This window comes from Pantoea sp. paga, from assembly GCF_007558755.1.
GTDB classification, from domain to species: Bacteria; Pseudomonadota; Gammaproteobacteria; order Enterobacterales; family Enterobacteriaceae; genus Pantoea; species Pantoea agglomerans.
This window is the reverse complement of record NZ_VLTF01000003.1, coordinates 376,371-397,570: the sequence shown is the minus strand read 5'-3', so window position 1 is coordinate 397,570 and position 21,200 is coordinate 376,371. Positions and strand designations below refer to the sequence as shown.

Annotated in this window: 13 protein-coding genes; 5 read left to right on the top strand and 8 right to left on the bottom strand. The window is 54.5% G+C overall.

Annotation, left to right across the window (positions count from 1 at the left end; translation table 11 throughout):
• Window positions 1-6: 6 nt before the first annotated feature.
• Window positions 7-2,409 carry a maltodextrin phosphorylase gene (gene malP / locus FOV68_RS11690; RefSeq protein WP_143990911.1) on the bottom strand — a complete coding sequence of 801 codons (2,403 nt, stop codon included), beginning with the start codon at window positions 2,407-2,409 and terminating at the stop codon, window positions 7-9.
• 282 nt (window positions 2,410-2,691) lie between these two features.
• On the opposite strand from malP, the gene malT reads away from it, so the two are divergent.
• Together malT and FOV68_RS11680 are read left to right on the top strand one after the other, a co-directional pair.
• Window positions 2,692-5,394 (top strand): HTH-type transcriptional regulator MalT, encoded by a 2,703-nt coding sequence (malT, locus tag FOV68_RS11685; RefSeq protein ID WP_143990910.1) that lies wholly within the window; start codon window positions 2,692-2,694, stop codon window positions 5,392-5,394.
• 501 nt (window positions 5,395-5,895) lie between these two features.
• Window positions 5,896-6,075: a general stress protein gene (locus FOV68_RS11680; protein ID WP_031592455.1), complete on the top strand. Its 180-nt coding sequence runs from the start codon at window positions 5,896-5,898 to the stop codon at window positions 6,073-6,075.
• A gap of 882 nt (window positions 6,076-6,957) precedes the next feature.
• On the opposite strand, the gene FOV68_RS11675 is transcribed toward FOV68_RS11680, so the two are convergent.
• The 3 genes from FOV68_RS11675 to FOV68_RS11665 form a co-directional block, all read right to left on the bottom strand.
• A complete protein-coding gene (locus FOV68_RS11675; RefSeq protein ID WP_064702955.1) occupies window positions 6,958-7,515 on the bottom strand; it encodes a hypothetical protein in 558 nt (185 codons plus the stop codon).
• Window positions 7,516-8,124: 609 nt separating this feature from the next.
• On the bottom strand, window positions 8,125-11,214 hold the full coding sequence (locus FOV68_RS11670; RefSeq protein ID WP_143990909.1) for an efflux RND transporter permease subunit: 3,090 nt from the start codon (window positions 11,212-11,214) through the stop codon (window positions 8,125-8,127).
• Window positions 11,211-12,320: an efflux RND transporter periplasmic adaptor subunit gene (locus tag FOV68_RS11665; RefSeq protein ID WP_143990908.1), complete on the bottom strand. Its 1,110-nt coding sequence runs from the start codon at window positions 12,318-12,320 to the stop codon at window positions 11,211-11,213. Before FOV68_RS11665 ends, FOV68_RS11670 begins: the two co-directional genes overlap by 4 nt.
• Window positions 12,321-12,568: 248 nt before the next feature.
• On the opposite strand from FOV68_RS11665, the gene FOV68_RS11660 reads away from it, so the two are divergent.
• Together FOV68_RS11660 and FOV68_RS11655 are read left to right on the top strand one after the other, a co-directional pair.
• On the top strand, window positions 12,569-14,020 hold the full coding sequence (locus FOV68_RS11660) for an efflux transporter outer membrane subunit (protein ID WP_143990907.1): 1,452 nt from the start codon (window positions 12,569-12,571) through the stop codon (window positions 14,018-14,020).
• Between the two features lie 102 nt (window positions 14,021-14,122).
• The gene (locus FOV68_RS11655) at window positions 14,123-14,896 is read left to right on the top strand and encodes a pyrroline-5-carboxylate reductase (RefSeq protein ID WP_143990906.1); all 774 of its coding nucleotides are present in this window, start codon (window positions 14,123-14,125) and stop codon (window positions 14,894-14,896) included.
• A 287-nt stretch (window positions 14,897-15,183) separates the two neighbouring features.
• Here FOV68_RS11655 and FOV68_RS11650 read toward each other — a convergent pair whose 3' ends face one another.
• The 3 genes from FOV68_RS11650 to FOV68_RS11640 form a co-directional block, all read right to left on the bottom strand.
• On the bottom strand, window positions 15,184-16,230 hold the full coding sequence (locus tag FOV68_RS11650; protein ID WP_143990905.1) for a D-isomer specific 2-hydroxyacid dehydrogenase family protein: 1,047 nt from the start codon (window positions 16,228-16,230) through the stop codon (window positions 15,184-15,186).
• Window positions 16,231-16,757: 527 nt separating this feature from the next.
• Window positions 16,758-17,942 (bottom strand): MFS transporter, encoded by a 1,185-nt coding sequence (locus FOV68_RS11645; protein WP_255473672.1) that lies wholly within the window; start codon window positions 17,940-17,942, stop codon window positions 16,758-16,760.
• The gene (locus tag FOV68_RS11640; protein WP_143990904.1) at window positions 17,939-19,096 is read right to left on the bottom strand and encodes a serine hydrolase; all 1,158 of its coding nucleotides are present in this window, start codon (window positions 19,094-19,096) and stop codon (window positions 17,939-17,941) included. Before FOV68_RS11640 ends, FOV68_RS11645 begins: the two co-directional genes overlap by 4 nt.
• A 114-nt stretch (window positions 19,097-19,210) precedes the next feature.
• Here FOV68_RS11640 and FOV68_RS11635 point away from each other — a divergent pair, with 114 nt between their 5' ends.
• Window positions 19,211-20,089, top strand: a complete 879-nt coding sequence (locus tag FOV68_RS11635; RefSeq protein WP_039389015.1) for a LysR family transcriptional regulator — start codon at window positions 19,211-19,213, stop codon at window positions 20,087-20,089.
• A gap of 54 nt (window positions 20,090-20,143) precedes the next feature.
• On the opposite strand, the gene FOV68_RS11630 is transcribed toward FOV68_RS11635, so the two are convergent.
• Entirely contained in the window at window positions 20,144-21,094 is a 951-nt protein-coding gene (locus FOV68_RS11630; protein WP_143990903.1) for an AraC family transcriptional regulator, read from the bottom strand.
• Window positions 21,095-21,200 lie beyond the last annotated feature (106 nt).

Sequence of the window (21,200 nt, the reverse complement as noted above, 5' to 3'; positions counted from 1 at the left end):
CGTTCCTTAGCGTTTCGCTTGCCAGATGCGCTGCTGGTAATCGCGGATAGCGCGATCGGAGCTGAACATGCCACAGCGTGTGGTATTGAGGATGGTGGCACGTGTCCAGGCCTCCTGATCGCTCCACAGCGCTTCTACCTGCGCCTGTGCGTCAAGGTAGGGCTGGAAGTCAGCCAGTACCAGATAAGGATCACCGCCTTCCGGGCCGAGACTCTGCAACATCGCATCAAAGGCGTGGCAGTCGCCCTGGCTGAAGGTGCCATCTTCCAGCACCTGTAAGACCTGATTGAGCTGCGGATCTTTTTTACGCCACTGCGCCGGAGCATAGCCACTGGCTTTTAACGCCACCACCTGCTCCACGGTATGCCCGAAGATAAAGATGTTTTCGCTGCCGACCTGCTCAGCGATCTCAACGTTCGCTCCATCCAGTGTGCCGATGGTCAGTGCGCCATTCAGCGCCAGCTTCATATTCCCGGTGCCGGACGCTTCTTTACCGGCAGTGGAGATCTGCTCGGAAAGGTCGGCGGCGGGAATCAGCCGCTCGGCGACGGAAACGTTGTAATCGGGAATAAACACGACTTTCAGACGGTCACCGATGCGGGGATCCTGATTGATCACCCCGGCCACTTTGTTGATGGCATAGATGATGTTTTTCGCCAGTGCATAGCCGGGCGCGGCTTTGGCTCCAAACAGCACCACGCGCGGCGTCCGGTTAGCCTGTGGATCGGTGACCAGCGTCTGCCACAGCGCAATGATGTGCAGCAGGCTCAGATGCTGACGTTTGTACTCATGCAGTCGTTTGATCTGTACGTCAAACAGCGCAGTGGGGTCAATCTCAATGCCGGTCCGCTGTTTCACCCAGTGCGCCAGCGCGACTTTGTTCTGCTGCTTAATGGCGCGATATTCCGCGCAGAAGGCGGCGTCATCCGCAAAGGCTTCCAGCCCCTGCAAGGCATCGAGATCGTTCAGCCAGGGTTTTTGCAATGTCCGGGTGATCAGGGCACTCAGCGCCGGGTTGCACTGATTGATCCAGCGGCGCGGCGTAATGCCGTTGGTCACGTTGTGGAATTTCTCCGGCCACATCTGGTGATATTCCGGGAAGAGATCCTGCACCACCAGTTTCGAGTGCAGCGCCGCCACACCGTTGACCGCGAACCCGCTGGTCACGCAGAGGTTCGCCATCCGCAGCTGGTTATTATGCACCAGCGCCAGTCTGGCCCACTTCGCTTCATCGTCTGGCCAGCGCGCCGTGACAGCCGTTTTTAGCTGCGCGTTAAGGGTATTGATGATCATCATATGGCGCGGCAGCAGGCTACGCACCAGACGCACATCCCAGCACTCCAGTGCTTCCGGCATCAGGGTGTGGTTGGTATAGGCAAAGGTGTGCTGCGTGATCTGCCAGGCGCGATCCCAGCTCAGCTGATGCTCATCCAGCAGCAGACGCATCAGCTCCGGGATGGCCAGCGTCGGATGGGTGTCATTAAGCTGGACCACTTCATGATCGGCCAGGGTTTCGATGCTGCGTCCGGCCCGATGATGGCGACGCAGAATGTCAGCCAGTGCGCACGCGCACTGAAAATATTGCTGCATCAGACGCAGTTTTTTACCGTTCTGATGATTGTCATTGGGGTAGAGCACTTTGGTGAGTTTTTCAGCATCAATACCCTGTTGCTCCGCGCGCAGAAAGTCGCCGTCGTTAAAGCGACTGAGGTTAAACGGCTGGGCATGTTTCGCCTGCCATAGACGCAGTGGCTGGCTGATACCATTCTGATAACCCACCACCGGCAGATCCCAGGCTTCACCGAGCAGTTCAAACGCCGGTTGCCACTGTGGCTGACCCGCAACCGTCACCACTTTACCGCCCAGTCCGACTCGCACGTTAAGCGCGGCGTTATGGTTAAACCACGGGTAGCGATCGCGTTGCCAGTCATCCGGGCCTTCAATCTGCGCGCCCTGTTCGAAGCGCTGGCGGAACAGACCGTACTGATAGTTCAGACCGTAGCCCGTAGCGGGCTGACCCACATTCGCCATGGAATCCAGGAAACAGGCTGCCAGACGACCCAGGCCGCCATTACCCAGCGCCGGGTCGGTTTCGGTTTCCAGCACGTCAGTGAGTGAGATATCCCAGGCGGCCAGGGCCTCGTTGACCGCGTCATACCAGCCCAGGTTCAGCAGGTTGTTGCCGGTCAGGCGACCGATCAAAAACTCCATCGACAGATAGTTAACATGGCGCAGTTCTGTCGGGGCCGGGGGAGCAGGCTGCGCGGCCAGCATATCGGCCAGCGCACCGCTGAGTGCCTGCCACCACTGTGTCGTGGTCATCTCCTGCGCATCGCGAAGGCCAAAACGCTGCCACTGACGGGTCAGGGCCGCATTGAACTGAATCGGGTTGAAATCGGGCTGTGTCATGGTTGATGTCCTGTAAAAACGGAAAATGGGTCAATGTGGCGACAGTCTGCCCGCGCGGAAACCCTCGCTCATCCTCCTGCAAAGAATTAGCGGAGGAGGATGGGGAGGGTGGAGAGGATGAGGCTAATCCGAAATCGTTGAAGGAGTGTGATTGCGCACGCTTTTGTAAAGTTTAATTAATGGGTTTGCTTGCATTCATCTGACGAAATGCTGAACCTGTGTAAGGAATAATTACGAAGCGTAAAATAATGATGCGCTCGACAAATGGAGAAACGCGCGCCCATGTTAATACCCGCTAAACTCAGCCGCCCGGTGCGTCTTGAAGGCACTGTGATTCGGGAGAGATTGCTGCAAAAACTCACCGCTGCCGGTAACTATCGGCTGGTGCTGGTCACCAGTCCGGCGGGCTACGGTAAAACCACACTGGTGTCGCAGTGGGCGGCAGGGAAAAGCGATCTGGGGTGGGTTTCTTTAGATGAGGGCGATAATCAGCCGGAACGCTTTGCCGATTACCTGATTGCTGCACTGCAACAGGCCACCCACGGTGGCTGTCCGCGCAGTGAACTGCTGGCGCAGAAGCGGCAGTATGTGAATCTCAATGCGCTGTTTTCTCAACTCTTTATCGAGCTGGTGGAGTGGCAGCAGCCGCTATGGCTGATCGTTGATGACTACCATCTGATTACCAATTCGGTGATCCACGACGCGATGCGCTTTTTCCTGCGCCATCAGCCTGAAAATCTGACGCTGATTCTGATGTCACGTAATCTGCCGCAGCTCGGTATCGCCAACCTTCGGGTGCGTGAGCAACTGATTGAGCTGGGCAGCCAGCAGCTGGCTTTTACCCACCAGGAGGCGCGACAGTTTTTTGACTGCCGACTGGCGGCGCCGCTGGAAAGTGAAGAGAGCAGCCGGCTCTGTGATGATGTAGCGGGCTGGGCCACTGCGCTGCAACTGATCGTACTGTCGGCGCGACAGGGTGCCAGTTCGGCTCAGCATTCCGCACGGCGTCTCTCCGGCATTAATGCCAGCCACCTCTCCGATTATCTGGTTGAAGAAGTCCTGGATAATGTCGATCTGCCTACCCGCCATTTCTTACTGAAAACCGCGCTGCTGCGTTCAATGAACGATGAACTGATCGCCTGTGTCACCCGCGAAGAGAACGGCCAGATGCGGCTGGAAGAGATTGAGCGTCAGGGTCTGTTTCTGCAGCGCATGGATGATTCCGGCTGCTGGTTCAGCTACCATCCGCTGTTTGGTAACTTCCTGCGTCAGCGCTGTCAGTGGGAACTGGCGGCGGAGCTGCCCGCGCTGCATCGGGCTGCGGCAGAGAGCTGGATGGCGCAGGGCTTTCCAGGCGAGGCGATTCATCATGCGCTCGCCTCTGGCGACGCCACTATGCTGCGGGACGTGCTGCTGAAGCACGCGTGGACGCTGTTTAATCAGAGCGAACTGCCGCTGCTGGAGAACTCCCTGAAAGCACTGCCGTGGGAGATGATGCTGGAAAATCCAATGCTGGTGCTGCTGCAGGCCTGGCTGATGCAGAGTCAGCATCGCTTCTCCGAAGTCGACAGTCTGCTGGCGCGTTTTGAACAGGCCAGCCGCTGCGAGATCGATGCAGCACTGCGCGGTGAATTTAATGCGTTGCGCGCCCAGGTGGCGATTAACGATGGCAATACCGATGAAGCGGAGCGGCTGGCGAAAGTGGCGCTCGACACTCTGCCAGCGAGCCGTCACTACAGCCGCATTGTGGCAACCTCCGTGCATGGTGAAGTGATGCACTGCAAAGGCGAGCTGGATGATTCACTCAAACTGATGCGGCAGACCGAACAGATGGCGCGGCGCGATGAAGTCTGGCACTACGCCCTCTGGAGCCTGATTCAGCAGAGCGAGATTCTGTTTGCTCAGGGTTTTTTGCAGGCAGCGTATGAGATCCAGAGCCGCGCCTTTGTGCTGGTCGACGAACAGCACCTGGCGCAGTTCCCGCTGCACGAGTTTCTGCTGCGCATTCGCGCTCAGTTGCTGTGGGCCTGGGGACGACTGGAAGAAGCGGAGCAGGCGGCCCGGGAAGGCATCAAAGTACTGAACGGTTTCCAGCCGCAGCAGCAGATTCAGTGTCTGGGATTACTGGTGCAGTGCTCACTGGCCCGTGGCAATCTGGATAACGCTCGCAGCTACCTGAACCGGCTGGAAAACCTGCTGAACAATGGCAACTGGCACAGCGACTGGATAGCCAATGCCGACAAAGTCCGGGTGATTTACTGGCAGTTGACCGGCGACAGCCAGAACGCCCGCGACTGGATGCGGCAGACGCCTAAACCTGCCTTTGCCAATAACCATTTCCTGCAGGGACAATGGCGGAACATCGCCCGCGCGCAGATCCTGCTGGGTGATGTAAGCCAGGCGGAAGTGGTGCTGGAGGAGCTGAATGAGAATGCCCGTGCCCTGCGCCTGATGAGCGATTTAAACCGTAATCTGCTGCTGCTGAATCAGATCTACTGGCAGACCGACCGCAAAGCGGAGGCGCAGCGTGTCCTGATAGAGGCGCTGAAACTGGCGCGCAGCACCGGTTTTATCAGCCATTTCGTGATTGAAGGCGAGATGATGGCGCAGCAACTGCGGCAATTGATTCAGCTGAATACCCTGAATGAGCTGGACAGCCACCGCGCCCGGCGCATCCTGCTGGAGATCAATAAATATCACCGTCACAAATTCGCTCATTTTGATGAAGGCTTTGTCAGCCGATTGCTTAACCATCCTGACGTGCCGGAGCTGATCCGAACCAGTCCCCTGACGCAGCGTGAATGGCAGGTGCTGGGATTGATCTATTCGGGCTACAGCAACGATCAAATCGCCGGTGAGCTGGCGGTGGCCTCCACCACCATCAAAACTCATATCCGCAATCTCTATCAGAAGCTGGGCGTCACCCACCGCAGCGAAGCGATGAATCAGGTGCAGTCGCTGCTGAAAATGATGGGATATGTCTGACGACAGGCGTATTCAGGGGCGGGCTTCAGCCCGCTCATACTGAAAACCTAAAAGCGTATGAGGAAATTCCCCCCATTAACCCAGCCCGTGTTATCAAACCGCAGAGGGTTTAAACGGGCCTGATCAGGCAGGCTTTTCGGGCAGTGCGCCCGCTATAGCGTTACCGGGTAAATTTCAGCGGCATCTGATTATCGACATGTTCGTACGATGACCTTTTTTCAGGCCCGGAAAAATGCCCCAGCCGGGCCCCATATACATTATTGCCGTCTCGTTAAAAATCGATGGTGATATATTTATATGTCTGCAAAGAAATTTTTTAAATAAGCGTTACGGCAACAGCGACTGGCTTGGTTTAATTTAGCGCTTCGTCTTTAATTTTTTTTGCATTATCATTTAGAGTGTCTATGCTTATTTACTGAATGGTGACTGACGTGAAATTTATATTGTCGGCTGCCATTTACGCGGAAGTTAAAATTACTTACTGATTAAAGAGAGGTATTTATGACTGAACATCGCGGTGGTTCTGGTAACTTTGCAGAAAATCCTGAAAAAGCCTCTGAAGCAGGCAAAAAAGGTGGACAAAACAGCGGCGGAAATTTCGCCAACGATCGTGAAAAGGCGTCTGAAGCCGGTAAAAAAGGTGGCGAACATAGCCATGGCGGCGGACGTAAGAGCGATTGACGCAGTATAACGGTTGACGGATAACTGCACCTGTGGAATCAACCCCCCTGGTTTCCGGATCTGCATTTATTCATCCGTTAATACTGGCGTCGCAGGCCGGGCTGTATTAAATACGGCCCGGCCTGTTACTTATTTATTCGATTTATGTCAGCATGTCGCCATTTATTATTATCCCGATCCCTGGATAAAATATATCCGGCCTTCGGGTTCCGCCTTTCCCCGTTTGTATTTTCATTCGACTGACACTCTTTTTCTGCATAGCCTCCATCTGTCGTTTCTGTGTGAACTTACACGAGGGCGATATTTGCCCGTCTCATTGTCTTCAATTTCTGAAAACGGCAGGCCATCGTGGCATACCTCAGCTTTCGCTTATTGCGGGAGGGTTATTATTCCGACGCGGGTACCGGCAGCGGCCGATGTGACTTTTTACGATGATGTACCGGCTCTTCCGGTTACGATGGGATTCACTGTTCTGCTTTTACTCTGCCGTTCTGCTGTTTTCAGGGCGTCTCGCTACGCCCGTCTTTCCCGATAGGCAGAAGGAGACGTCCTGGCATGTCCGCTCTACCGCCAGCGCACCGTGAAAAGGTTATCTGCATTTCCTGCGGAAGGGGCATATGCCTGCAATCACGACGGGTTGACGCAGCGTATAGAAGTGCGGGAACGCCTGCGGTGCCAGTGATGCGTAAGGCACCAGGTTCAGCTGCGCTGCACACTCATCCGGCGTTTACCCCGTGTTTCTCTGAGTCATTCAGGCACTGGGTTCTCTGCTGCTGAAATAGCCGGTCGCGTGTTACGCCAGACTGGGGTCGTGCCGGTGATCTCATCGCGGACAACGTATACAACCCAGCATGCAGCATTTTAATTGAGTGTTTTAAACATTTAACGTGCGTGTTTTGCTGCTTTTTTTGAACGCCGGTACTCTTCAAGGTAAGGCAGTACTTCCAGCACAAAAATACCCGTAAGCACAGCCACGATGTAGCCTGTTGGCAAGGGATCTGTCCTTTGTTTCAGTTCAAAGCGTGCCGGCTCGTCTCCGAAACCAAACAGTGCCAGAAACTGTGGCCAGTGTCGTGAAATGACCAGCAGCAGCGCCATAAGAGGAACCATTTCCAGAAAACTGTGTACATGCTGTTCAATCGGTGAAACCCGCCTTGCAGTAACGGCATAGCTGACATCCCACAGCGCGGTAGCTTCATGACAGAAAAACAGCACAATCATAAATCCAATAACCAGCGCATTCACATCCAGGAAGAGTGCTGAAAGCAAAGGAAGCCCCATCTCCAGAAACATCAGGATATGAATATAGGTCTCCTTCAGTCCGGTTGTCTTTTCAATATCCGTAGCCCGGTGACAAAGCCAGTCGGTGAAACCGGCGATAAGCCATACGGGAAGGACAAAGTAAAGCAGCAGCAACATCTGAGGATCGAAATTAAGCATTAAACATACCTGTATACCTGAAACAGGAAAGCATAGGCTCTATGCGATGATGTGCAAGCAAGTAAGCGAAAGAACCGGCGCTGCAGCAAATTAATCATGGATGGAAGAGCAACATTATTCAGCATGAAGCAGGCTGACCATTTTTTCTTCAGGAAGAGATATTACCTGTAGTGATAACGTGGCAAGAAGTCAGGAGATCTACATATTCCGCTCCGCTTTATTAAACCTTCCGGAACCAGTCAGTACAGGCATCCGCGCGCGAAGAAATAACCCTGCAAGTAACTCTGATGCATACAGGGTATTCTGATTAGTTTTAGGGTTTTTCTATGCTTTACTGGAATCTTACTCGTTAAGTTAAATAAGACCCGGGTACATCTGTTATCCAGGTGACAGTCGGCCTGTTGAATAACCGCATCAGGTCGTCGATCATGGTGAGAAAGACTTACCATGCTTCATCGCTGAACCGAAAGCACTGACAATGCCGTAACCGGTCATGACTTTTCGCTTTTGATTTTCAAAAACCATGCGTTAAAACCTCTTCATTCACTTATCTCGGTTAAAGGGCGTGAATCCCTTATTCAGGAATTCACACCCTTTGCTGCGTCAGCATCAGGTCAGGGCTTTTTTGTCAGCAGGCGTCGGTGTCTCAGGGCGAATTCTGAACCAGATCGCGTACATCGCGGGCAGGAACACCAGCGTAATAACGGTGCCGCCTAACGTGCCGCCAATCAGGGTATAAGCCAGGGTTCCCCAGAAGACTGAGTGCGTAAGCGGAATAAATGCCAGAATAGCGGCCATTGCCGTCAGCAACACCGGACGGGCACGTTGTACCGTTGCCTCCACCACCGCATCAAACGGTGCAAGTCCTTCCTGCTCATTGTGATGAATCTGGCCTATCAGGATCAGGGTGTTACGCATCAGGATGCCCGACAGCGCAATCAGGCCAACCAGGGCATTAATGCCAAACGGCTGGTTAAACAGCAGTAACGTAGGCACCACACCAATCAGCCCCAGTGGGGCGGTAAGGAAAACCATCACCATCGCTGACATCGACCGTACCTGCAGAATGATAATCAGCAGCGTCACGGCGATCATTATCGGAAACAGCGGTGCCATCGCTTTCGTCGCTTTACCGGATTCCTCGATAGAGCCCGCCTGCTCAATACGGTATCCAGCCGGAAGTTTGTCGATTACCGGCTGCAGTTCTTTGAGCATGGCGGTGGAGACATCCGGTGGCTGCAGGTGCTCAGCAATATCGCCACGTACCGTAATTGTCGGGGTGCGATCGCGACGACGCAGAATCGGATCTTCCATGCGGACGCCGACTTCCCCTATCTGTGAAAGCGGAACACGCTGACCGGCGGAACCGACTAAGGTAAAGCCCGCTATTTTGGCCGGATCAAGCCGGATGTCGCCCGCCGCGCGTCCCATAACCTGCACAGAGCGGATGTCTTCACGCACCGATGTGATCGGAACGCCTGAAAGCAGGAACTGAAGCTGCTGTGCAACAGCATTTGAGGTCAGACCCACGGCCTGCAGACGATCCTGATTGAGCGTGAAATGCAGCGTCGGCACCCGCGGGCCCCAGTCCGTATTGACGGTTCTCATCATCGGACTGGCCTGCATCACCGCCTCCACTTTGTCTGCAATAGGACGCAGCGTGTTCGGATCCGGACCCATAACGCGATAAGCCACCGGGTAGGGCGAGTAGGGACCAAACACCAGCTGTGTCACGCGGACGCGCGCTTCTGGTGCCAGTCCGTGAGCCGCCGCTTCGCGCAGCCGGAACTTCAGCGCCTCACGCGCCTCCTGGCTGGCTGTCAGCACCACAATTTTTGCAAACGAGGGGTCAGGGAGTTCGGGTGCCATGGCCAGATAAAAACGCGGTGACCCCTGGCCGATATAGGACGTGACGATTTTTGCCTCTTTCTGCTTCTGAAGCCACGCTTCAATTTTTGCAGTCGTGGCGCTGGTCTCCTCGATTGAGGTGCCATAAGGCATCTGAACTTCTACCAGCACTTCCGGACGGTCTGAGGTAGGGAAAAACTGTTTTTTAACCAGCCCCATACCGAGAATAGCGACGGTAAAGATGGCAATAACCGATCCTGCTACCAGCCATTTTTTCGCGATAACGCGAGTCAGTACGCGCCGGAAGCGATTGTAATGACGGGTGTTGTAGATGGCAGTATGCCCACCCTCCACCGTTTTGATTTCCGGCAGCATTTTCACGCCCAGATAAGGCGTAAAGACCACCGCTACCACCCATGAGGCGATCAGGGCGATGCTCACAATCCAGAACATGTTGCTGGTATATTCGCCGGCGGTGGACTGTGCAAACCCGTTGGGCATAAAGCCCACAGCCGTAACCAGCGTACCCGCCAGCATCGGCGCCGCCGTATGGCTCCAGGCATAGGCGGACGCTTTGATACGGTCGTAGCCTTCCTCCATTTTCACCACCATCATTTCTATGGCGATAATGGCGTCATCCACCAGCAAACCCAGTGCCAGGATCAGGGAACCCAGCGTGATGCGGTCAAAGTTTTTACCGGAAGCCTCCATCACGACAAAAACAACAGCCAGCGTCAGTGGCACGGCGGCGGCGACCACGACGCCCACCCGCCAGCCCATACTGACGAAGCAGACCACCATTACCACCAGCAGGGCGACAAAGAACTTGACCATGAACTCATCAACGGCGGAACTGATGTTGACGGACTGATCGGTAACCTTGGTCAGCGTCATGCCAAGTGGCATACCCTGATTGATTCTGGCCGTTTCCTCATCCAGCGCTTTACCGAGATCCAGACCGTTCCAGCCATCACGCATGATGATGCCCAGCAAAAGAGCCGGTTCTCCCTGGTTACGCACCATAAAGGTCGCTGGATCTTCGTAGCCTCGTTCAACCGTTGCCACGTCCGAGAGACGCAGCGTTCTGCCCTGGGCTACAACAGGCGTTTCGCGGATTTTCTCCAGTTTGTCGAAGGCACCATCAAGACGAATAAAGACCTGGGGTCCGCTGGTATCAATCGAACCGGCAGGGGTCAGAACGTTCTGACTGTTCAGTGCGGAAAAGATATCCTGCGGCGAGATACCGAGCGTGGCCAGCCGGTCATGAGAGAACGAGACAAAAATCCGCTCACTCTGCTCACCAATAATGTTGACCTTTTTTACGCCGGGCACATGCAGAAGCTGCTGGCGCAGCGATTCTGCATCCCGGGCCAGTACGCGCTGTGGCTCCCCCTTCGCCTTAAGCGCAAAGAGCGCAAAGGTAACGTCAGAGAACTCATCGTTAATCATCGGTCCGATCACGCCCGCCGGCAGGCTTTTAGCTTCATCACCCAGCTTTTTACGCGCCTGATAGAATTCCTCCTGCACTTCTGACGGCGGCGTGCTGTCCTGCAGTGACAGCATGGTAAAAGCCAGACCGGGACGGGTGTAGGTCTCACTGCGGTCATACCACTTGAGCTCCTGCAGACGCTTTTCAAGTGGCTCGGCAACCTGATCCTGCATTTCCCGGGCGGTTGCACCCGGCCAGGCAGAGATAATGGTCATCTGCTTGACAGTAAACGGCGGATCTTCAGCCCGTCCGAGTTCGAAGAACGACAGAATACCGGCGACAGTAATCAGAATAATGAGGAACAGGGTGATTGAACGCTCGCGAACCGCAAGCGCGGAAAGGTTGAAACGCCCGCTGCTCATGGCTGACTCCCGGCAGCAGTAGCGCTGTTGGGTGGTGCTATTCGCACTGCTTCTCCGTCATGCAGCAGATGTGCCCCCAGCGCGACTACCTGATCGCCCGGCCGAAGGCCACCGGTTACGCTGGCTGCATCGTCCCCCAGGCCGAGCACCTGGACGGATTGCCATGACACTTTGGCCGGCTTCCCTGAAATAGCCCAGACGCCAGCACCTTTGCCCGGGTCATAAATCGCCGCCAGTGGTACCTGTAATACCTGACCGGGCATTTTATCTTCTGCTATATGCAGCGTAACGGTGGAGCCGAGCGGCGCGCTGGCCAGCGCGCCTTCAAGCACATACCTTGCTTCAAAAGTCCGCGTTACAGGATCAGCCGCATCGGAAAGGAGACGCAGCCTGGCGGAAACAGACTGCTTTGCTGAACCGTACAGCGTGGCCTGCGCCTCGCTGCCTATTGCCGGCCGCAGCGTCTCGGGCAGCTGTACGATGGCTTCACGCTGGCCTGCTCTCGCCACTCTGACGACTGGCTGGCCTGCCGCAACGACCTGTCCGGGTTCGGCTAATGTATCCATGACCACGCCGTCCGCATCCGCCAGCAGTACGGCGTAACCTGTTGCATTACGGGCGACATTGGCCTGTGCCTGAGCAGCGCTGAGTTCGGCCCTGGCCGAATCTGCGGCGGCTTTTATCTGGTCGTACGCCGACGCAGAAACAGCGCCTGCAGCGACCAGCCCGCGATAACGCGCCTCATCATCCGTTGCCTGTCTGGCGCGAGCCCGCGCAGCCGCAACGGCCTGTGCCTGTGCCTGCGCCTGGAGACTCAGGTCAACCGGATCCAGACGCATTAAGGGCTGTCCACGCTTAACTGTCTGGCCGGTATCGACCAGACGCTCAAGAATTTTACCCTGTACCCGGAAGCCGAGGTCGCTTTGGGTGCGTGCCACAACAACGCCGGTGAACGCGCGGTAGGCATCGGCAGCACTCACCACGGTAGCCGCCCTGACCAGGGGAGGCTGAGTACGCGGATCGTCGGCGCCGGACGGGTCGCCGCAGGCCACCAGGGCCAGCGGCAACAGGCAGAGAGCAAGGGTGGCAGGTTTGAGCCTGAGCATAGGTTACCTTATTCATTAAGCATGACAGTGAACGCATTTTCAGACCAGTGACTATTAATGTCAATAGTCACAATTTCAGGATAAAACACGTTTCTGCTTCAGGCTGATGACAGCACCGCTGAGGAAGCCGTAAAGCAGAGGCTCATGGATCTGGTCATTCCTGAAACCGCACCGCGAGATAGCCAGATTGACAACTAGTGACTATTTGGTAATGTAGTCACGATTCTGGATTATCTCAGGGACTCTTAATGTTCTCCTTACGTACCCTCTCATTGATGGTCAGCTCCGGGCTGCTGGCCGGTTGCGCTGTCGGGCCAGATTATCACCGTCCTGACGTGCCCCTGCCTGATCGGTATCAGTCTGCCATGCAGCAGAGAAGCGCAACCCGCCCGGCTAACTTTGCCGTCTGGTGGGATGGCTTCAATGACCCTCTGCTGAGTCGGCTGGTTTCGGATGCGCTGGCCCGGAATCTCGATATCGCTCAGGCATCTGCCCGCATGGCGCAGGCGCGTGCAGGTCTGGGCGCGGCAACAGCTGCGCTGCTGCCATCGGGTAATGTCAGCGGACAGGCTTCACGGGCTTATCAGTCGGTTGAAACCCCGCTGGGGCAGGTTCTCAGTTCGACGCCGGATTACAACCGCTACGGCAATGCTTATGAAACCAACCTTAATGCAGGCTGGGAGATTGACCTCTTCGGTGGCCTGAGGCGCGGCCGCCAGTCAGCACTGGCTGATTATCAGGCGTCAGAGGCGGGCGTAGCCGCCACCCGTCTTGCGGTTGCTGCCCAGACTGCCGATATCTATATCACCTTGCGCGGATTACAGGCCCGCCTGGCAATTGCTGACGCTCAGGTCAGAACCCGGCAGGAACTGCTGGAAAAAGTCCAGCTTCTGCACAGCAAAGGAGTGGCTCCCGAATATCAGGTCCGGCAGTCCGAAGGCGAACTGGCGCAGGTTCAGGCAACCGTGCCGGAGCTCCTTACAGGAATAGATGCTGCCATGAATGCACTGGACGTTATGCTCGGTACGCCAGCCGGTACGCATCGCACTGAGCTGACTTCAGCCGGGACCATTCCGCAGGCTCCGCTGATCACATCAACGGGTACGCCTGGCGACCTGCTGCGCCGGAGACCCGATATTATCGTGGCGGAGCGTCATCTCGCTGCCTCAAGTGCGCGTATCGGTGTCGCCATCAGCGAGTATTATCCGAAGTTCTCACTCAGTGCCTTACTCGGCAGCGCAACAGCTGTGTCGGGGGATAACCTCTTCTCCAGCGGTGCCAGCCAGTCGGCAGGCGTGCTGGGACTCCGCTGGCGGCTCTTTGATTTTGGCCGCATCAATGCTCAGATAGATCAGGCTAAGGGGCAGGAAGCGGAAGCGCTTGCTGCCTATCGTCTGTCTGTATTGCGTGCCACTGAAGATGTTGAAAATGCCTTCTCCGCGCTGGTTAATCGAGAAAATCAGACCGCAACCCTGGTCAAAGGTGAAGCATCCCTTGCCAGTGCCCGCCAGTCGTCTTTTGTCGCCTTCCGGCAGGGAACGGCAAGCCTGATAGACGTCCTTCACAATGATGAAACACTTTTACAGATTTCTGATGCCAGAGCACAGGCGCAGACAGAGTCTGCCCGCGCCGCCGTCGCGACATTCAGGGCGCTGGGAGGCGGCTGGCAGCCGTCAGAAACCGATAAAAAGGCGCTTTAAGAGCAGTAAACTTCGATGTGCCTCACTACACACCGGGTCAAAGGCATCGCTGATCTTGCACCGTTGAAAACATGACGAAATGGAACTGATGGCGGGGGACGGATGAAAAGGATCGGTATTCTGGATGTGGATGCGTTAACTGAAAAACTGGTACGGGGGCTGTTTCGTGCTGTTCCGGATTCACAGATATTTCTTTTTTGTGGAAACAACGAACGTGCGCGAAAACTTTCAGTAGATCTGCCCTGCTGGACGCTGGATAGTTACCAGGATGTCGTCGATGAAGCTGATGTCATTATTCTCGGCGGGGAAGATCATTATCTGAGGAAAATAGCGCCTCAGATACAGTTACGCTGCCCGCAAACCCTGATTTCTCTTGTACCGGCTATTTCCACTCAGAAGCTGCGTGATTTATTCAGACATACTGACTGTGTCAGGCTGATGCTCGCCTTCGCCGCTGAAATTAACCAATCGAGTGTGCTCCTGACGGCTGCCGATAATGATATTCAGGCCCTGTTTAACCGGCTAGGCCAGCTAACTGTGTTTACCGATGAAGCAGAATTTGATTTGGCTACGGCCAGCATGGGTATGAACAGCTGGTTCTACTTCCTCGCAGAAGGTTTGCAAAGCTGGTTTGTGCAGAAAGGGCTGACAGAGGATATAGCCCGACGGCTGGTCCTCAACGGCTTCAGGGACTTCGTGGAATATGCAGACTATAAGAATTCTGCGGGTCTGGATGAGCTGGGTAAAGAAATTGCACTATCTGGCCTTTATAAACTTGAGGGACTTGAAGTTCTTGCGCAGATGCAGGTTCTTGAACCGTGGCATAACGCCTCTGATACGGTTTTATCGATGATAAAAGAAAATAAGCTACCCTGAAAATGAATCAGGACAACTCATCATCTCCGCTGGCTGTATTACCTCTTAAAGATATCCGCATGCGTTCAGGTAAATAGCTGAGGGACAGCATGACATCATTCAGGGGGTGAATATCTTAATGGCGGTAAGCCTGTTAGAGATGTTCCCGTCTGCCTGATGAACTTTGCCCTGTACAGGCTGTGTAACGAATAACCTTCTCACCGAATCCACAAGATTAATGCTTTGCAGAGCAGAGAGTTCTTAATCGTGACTTTCAGTAATACCAACCGGTTCTTAAGCCTGTTTAACTATTTTTCTGCACCCGCAGCCAGTCTGGACAGAATGCCCTGCTGAACTCTGAGAGCAGAAGTCAGTAGGGCAGTTTCCGTTGTGCCCGCGATATGGGGAGTGAGAAGCGCATATTCTGATTCCTGTAATGGAGAATAAAAGGGCTCGCGCTCGGCTTCGAAGGTATCCAGGGCGACACCTGAAATCCATCCTGGATGCTGCTGCATAAAAGCTGCAAGGGCCGTCTCATCAATCAGTCCGCCTCGGGACATGTTGAGTAAATACGCCCCTTTTCTGATACAGGGAAGGACCGATGCGTTGAGCATATAATGCGTATCAGAGTTCAAAGGCAGGTGAAGAGATATCATGTCATTCCCGCTGAGCAAAGCAAGCAGGTCAACAGCCCTCATGACGCCAAGCTCATCCGCATCTTTATCCGTGAAGCGGGAACTACCCAGAACGGTAACCGGGCATTGAAAAGGTTTCAGCAGTGCAACCAGCGCCCTGGATATAGCACCACTGCCTGCCAGCCCAACAGAGATATCACCTAACGAGCGCGCAGGAGGCCGTGCTGACTTACTCCAGTGGCCTCTTCGCATCTGATCCTGATGCCAGTTAGTCTGGCGCAGCAGGGCAAGCATCTGCAGCAAGGTAAACTCAGCAACAGCTGTTGCGTTTGCTCCAGGTGTATTAAAAACATCGATTCCAAGTTCTTCAGCCGCGCCGGTATCAATATGATTCAGGCCGACTCCTGCCTGACCAATAACTTTTAACCGTGTAGCAAGGTCATCAGCGGTTAGTGCGCATAGTAACTCTTTCCTCAGGGGTACGTTTTTCCTGAGTTTAATCGCATCGAATCCCCCAAATTGCCGTGCAATCGCCAGAATCTGTTCTTCATCGTGAATGTTAATACTCACGCTTTCAAAATGCCGCTGCGCCTGGTATGCGTGACAACCGTTTTGCGGCAGGTTGACGATAAGCTCGATCTCCGGAGAAATGTAACCTGCTATTTCTTTTATTGATAACTCACCAGGAAGGACATCCAGCAGCATAATTCTACGTTTCATTTTTTGATCCTTAATTTTGAAGAAGTATGCACTAATCTATAAGGGCCTGGCGTCCACCACTTCTCAGCGAGTGGTATAGTAAAGTACCTTGCGGCGATCGATCCCTGGATTGGAAAGACAGCTAATTACATGGATTTAACTACAGCCATGACGAAACATACCCTCCTTTTCACCGGCAGTCTTTATTACTGTGGTATCAGTTCTTACGTTTTCACTAAATTTGCCTGCTTTGAGTGAAGAATATCTGAAGACACACTATTCATGTCTTTAATGTGTTTGCCCTGAATGAATCTGCCTGGTATCAGGTTTTATTATTTTTTGTCGTTGTTTATCAAACCATTGATCAGGTTGAAATAAGCAAGTAGTACCTAATCGTTTGGATAAAAAAAAGCGCTGCCACCGATTCACTTCTAGCTTACTCTTCAACAGCACGGTTGCTGACTCTCGCTCTCGTTCAGATACTACACTCATCTTTCTTGCTGCCCGCGCTTAAGGATCAGGCTGGACAGAGAAGCGATACTGGCTGTTTAGTCAGGAGGGCGTGATGAAAAGCCTGAGTGTCGTGCTGACCAGACAATCAGCCCCGTCAGCACCAACAAAATCAATAAGACCGGCGGGAACCATGCGATACCTGCTCCCTTAAGCAGGGCGGCGCCTGCGAGTCCGCCACCGGCAATCGCCAGGTTCCAGGCTGTGACCAGAACTGATTGCGCCACGTCGGCTGCGGCACCCGCGGTCTTTGCTAGTGCGGTCTGAAAAAGTGTCGCTGCTCCGCCAAATGCCAGCCCCCATATGCCACAGGCGAGATAGGTCATTAAGGGGTTGCCCAGTGCCATGACCAGCATCGCTAGGGCAAATAGCAGGGTAGAAGCCAGGGTCAATTCGCCCAGCCAGCGGTCAATCATGGTGCCTGTAGCCCAGATCCCGATTAGCGAAGTGACACCAAATACCAGTAATACCCTAGTAACGCGGTCAGCCATGTTTACTGCCTGTAATAGCGGCACTATATAGGTGTAAAGGGTATTGTGTGCGAGTACGAATATCAGTGTGGCGGCGAGGACCGGCCGAATACCGGGCAGCCTCAGCGTCTGTCCCAGAGACACCCGCTTTACGGAGGTCTGACCAGGAAAGTCAGGTACACTAATAATGACCCAACCGATAAGGCCTGCAGTCATAGCGCTGATGATATAAAAGCAGTTACGCCAGCCGATAACTTCACTCAGCCAGCTTCCCAGGGGGATTCCCAGTGACAGAGCCAGCGGTGTGCCAACCATCGCGATTGCGATAGCCCGCCCCTTAAGCGAATCCTGAACCATGCGCGCGGCATAACCGGCAATCAGCGCCCACAGCAGCCCTGCTGACACGCCGCCCGTTAAACGTGCTATCAGTGTTAATCCATAACTGGTAGAAAAGGCGGTCACGGTGTTGGCCAGAGCAAAGCCTGCGATGGCAAACAGCAGCAGGGGACGCCGCCGCAAATGTTGCGTGCAGAGGGTGACCGGAATGGCGGCCAGCAGCGAGCCCAGCGCATAGACGGTGACCAGCTGGCCGACGAGCGCATCTGAAATCGCAAGACTGTAGCCAATCTGCGTTAACATTCCGGCCGGTAACGCTTCGGTCAGAATGGTAATAAATCCGGCCAGCGCCAGCGCGAGCAGAGGTGATAACGGTAACCGGTTACTGGCGGGATTCGCCATCGTCTGGATTCTCATTGGGCATATACCGCGTCGCGCAGATCGTTTACAAACTTACCCGACATCCCTTCATAAAGCGTGTTGGTAAAAGCGACCACGCTCAGGCCGCGCGGCCTGTCAACAAACCAGGAGTGACCGTAAGCCCCGCCCCATCGCCAGGTGCCGGTTGACTCTGGTGAAGCAGCCTGGGCCGGGTCACGAAGCACTGAAAATCCCAGCCCAAAGCCCACGCCCGGCATGTCCGGCAGCGCCATCCCTGCATTCTGATCCCGCTCCATTTCAGCCACCATTGCGTGTGGCAACAGCTTTTCGTTGCCGTCACGCAGCGCTTCAAGGAGGCGTAGAAAATCACCTGCGCTTCCCACCATACCAGCGCCCGCTGAAGGAAAAGCGTGCGGGTTAAAGATACGTGCCGGGCTAAAGACTATCCCGCTGGTTTCAGGAAAGACCGGTATAATTTCCCCTTCCTGTAGTCGATGTGGTGAGGGCGAATCGGTGACGTAAGCGGTGGCGACGCGTGTAGCATCCCTGGCGACAAAACTGGTATCGAACATAGCCAGCGGGTCAGTAACCAGCTCACGAACGGCGACGCTGAGCGTTGTACCAGATGCGCTGGCAACCACTGCGCCGAGCACGTCGGTAGCCAGCGAGTAACCCCAGGCGGTTCCCGGCGAATAAAGCAGAGGAACCTGGCTGATACGGTGCAGATTCTCCGCCAGGCTTACGGCAGAATTATCCATTCCATCTGAAACGCCTGCACGTGCATAAGTCCCATCCTCGTCACGCTCAAAAAAACGGTAGCCGAGTCCGGCAGTATGGCTCAGCAGCTGACGTACGGTAATAACAGGCGCGGTTCCGTCGGCGAGTTTGGGTGAAAAATCTGGCAGCCACTGGCGGATGTTGGTATCCAGCCCCAGCTTACCCTGAGCCACCAGAACCATCGCAGCACTGGAGACAATGGGTTTACTCACAGAGGCGAGGCGGAAAAGGGTGTCGACAGACATCGGCCGGTCATTCTCGCGATCAGCCATACCTGCTGCAATGCAGTGTATGACTTCTCCGTGCAGGGCAACCAGCACCACGGCTCCTGTCAGTTGCTGATGATTAATCGCATCATCAATGACCTTTTCCAGCGCAGAGGAGACTTTCGCAGGTGTTGAAAGAGTGTGCATCGGCTATTTCCGTGAATAGTTGTAAGAGTGGTAACCTTAGCCAGGCACGAATTAAAGAAAAACCAGGGTGAGGTTCCTTTTACTGCGGAATAAATTTCTCTAATGGGACGCAATATGGATAGTTTGAGTGGATTCACCGTATTTGTGCAGGTTGCAGAAACACGCAGTTTTGTCAGTGCCGGGCGCCTGTTAGGGCTTTCGCCCTCGGCAGTAGGGAAAAATGTTGCCCGTCTTGAGGAAAAACTGGGTGTCCGGCTGTTTCACCGAAGCACGCGCAGCATTACCCTGACCGCGGAAGGAACGTTATTTCTTGAACGTTGCCGGCGTATTCTTGCCGAAATTGAAGCGGCTCAGATGGAGCTTTCGCAGTCCAGAGAAAAACCTTCCGGTCGTCTGCGTATCAGTCTGCCGCTGGTGAGTTCGCTAATGTTACCGGTGCTGGGCGACTTCATGCGTCAATACCCGGAAATTCGTCTTGACCTGGATTTTACGGACAATCTGGTGGATGTCATCGAAGAGGGATTTGATGCTGTTATCCGCACCGGTGAACCTGCCGATTCACGCCTGTCGGCCAGACGGCTGGGCTATTTCAGTACGATGCTGGTTGCCTCTCCCTCTTACCTTGCAGAAAAAGGAACGCCTCAGCATCCTGCCGACCTGATGGAACACCGCTGCCTGCACTACCGATTCTCACACACCGGGAAGCTTGAGAAATGGCCATTGCGCGATGCCGATAATCTGAATCTTCCCGTCACGATGGTGTGCAATAACATAGAAACGCGCGTCTGCTTTGCCCTGCGAGGGTTGGGAATTGCCAGCCTGCCGGACTTTGCTGTCCGTGATTTGGTTGCAAATGGCACTCTTGTGCCAATACTCAATGAATTTATTGAGTGGCAGGGTACTTTTCACATCCTGTGGCCTGCCAGTAAACACGTCTCACCAAAGATCCGTGCACTGGTCGATTTTTTCACGCAGCGTGTGCTGAAGCCGTAATTCTGAGTAAATGAGCTTAAATAATTTGATGCACTAAGCCTGGGATAAATCCCATTAGCTAAGCAAACGAACCGCGCCTGGAGACTTGCCCGTTACACGCTTAAAAGCCCGGCTGAAAGCAGCCTGAGAGGAATATCCTAACCGTTGCGATGCGGTGTCGACGGTAATATTTTCTGACGACAGCCAGCGAACAGCGAGATGCATCTTTACTTCCGTTACATACCGTAGCGGTGGGACGCCGATGGTGGTCTGAAACCTTTCGGCGAATGCGGATCGGGATATATGCGATTCGGCAGCGAGTTCTGCCACGCTCCAGTCCCGGCCCGGTTCACGGTGAATCGCCAGGATGGCCTGAGCCAGACGCGGATCGCGCAGTGCTGCAGCCAGACCAGGGCTATTGCCGCAACCATCTTCTACCCATCCTCTGATAAACATCGCTCCAGCCACATCGGCAAGCCTGGCGAGAATACCTGCATAGCCCACGCGTCCGGAGCATATCTCACGCTTCATCGCATCAAGGATATGCATGAGTCCCGGCCACTGAATCCCCTTTGCATCGGCATGCATAATTTCAGGCAGCACATCCGCCAGCCGCTGCATGCTTCCCAGATCAATTTTCATGCAACCAAAAAACAGCACAGCGCCTGGCGTTTCCTGGGTACTCGGGCAGGTATCAATCCCACTCACTTTTTCATCCAGTGGTGCCGTTTCAATATTGTCGATATCCAGCACGTCGGCGGCTGTTGCCGACAAAAGCTGATGCCGTTCGCCGTGGGGAAGAAATACAGCCTCTCCGGCTGAAAGCGTAAGAACTTCGCCGTTTGCACTATGAAGCACCATCGCCCCCACAGCGACGTAGTGCAGATAAGCATGACCAGGCCTGCTTGCGAAGTTCAGGCCAAACGTATCTCCCGTCTGGATACGCTGATATCGCACGCCGTATAGCCGCAGGCCGGAAAGTAGCTCGCTGATGAGTTCTGATGACAGAGCGAAGGATGAAGTCATAGGCATATTCGGGTTTTGGGTAAAAAAGTGAGGGGTTCAGAGCATAGATCATCCAGCTCCGCCTGAATAGACTTCTTCTCCTGAAACGACTTTCCAGGAGACTTAG

What these genes read in the sequence shown, in the direction of transcription:
- FOV68_RS11635 (WP_039389015.1), top strand. Translation starts at nt 19,211, where the DNA reads ATGGATAGTTTGAGTGGATTCACCGTATTTGTGCAGGTTGCAGAAACA.
- FOV68_RS11655 (WP_143990906.1), top strand. Translation starts at nt 14,123, where the DNA reads ATGAAAAGGATCGGTATTCTGGATGTGGATGCGTTAACTGAAAAACTG.
- FOV68_RS11675 (WP_064702955.1), bottom strand. Translation starts at nt 7,515, where the DNA reads ATGCTTAATTTCGATCCTCAGATGTTGCTGCTGCTTTACTTTGTCCTT.
- FOV68_RS11645 (WP_255473672.1), bottom strand. Translation starts at nt 17,942, where the DNA reads ATGAGAATCCAGACGATGGCGAATCCCGCCAGTAACCGGTTACCGTTA.
- FOV68_RS11650 (WP_143990905.1), bottom strand. Translation starts at nt 16,230, where the DNA reads ATGAAACGTAGAATTATGCTGCTGGATGTCCTTCCTGGTGAGTTATCA.
- malT (WP_143990910.1), top strand. Translation starts at nt 2,692, where the DNA reads ATGTTAATACCCGCTAAACTCAGCCGCCCGGTGCGTCTTGAAGGCACT.
- FOV68_RS11665 (WP_143990908.1), bottom strand. Translation starts at nt 12,320, where the DNA reads ATGCTCAGGCTCAAACCTGCCACCCTTGCTCTCTGCCTGTTGCCGCTG.
- FOV68_RS11670 (WP_143990909.1), bottom strand. Translation starts at nt 11,214, where the DNA reads ATGAGCAGCGGGCGTTTCAACCTTTCCGCGCTTGCGGTTCGCGAGCGT.
- FOV68_RS11660 (WP_143990907.1), top strand. Translation starts at nt 12,569, where the DNA reads ATGTTCTCCTTACGTACCCTCTCATTGATGGTCAGCTCCGGGCTGCTG.
- FOV68_RS11630 (WP_143990903.1), bottom strand. Translation starts at nt 21,094, where the DNA reads ATGACTTCATCCTTCGCTCTGTCATCAGAACTCATCAGCGAGCTACTT.
- FOV68_RS11640 (WP_143990904.1), bottom strand. Translation starts at nt 19,096, where the DNA reads ATGCACACTCTTTCAACACCTGCGAAAGTCTCCTCTGCGCTGGAAAAG.
- malP (WP_143990911.1), bottom strand. Translation starts at nt 2,409, where the DNA reads ATGACACAGCCCGATTTCAACCCGATTCAGTTCAATGCGGCCCTGACC.
- FOV68_RS11680 (WP_031592455.1), top strand. Translation starts at nt 5,896, where the DNA reads ATGACTGAACATCGCGGTGGTTCTGGTAACTTTGCAGAAAATCCTGAA.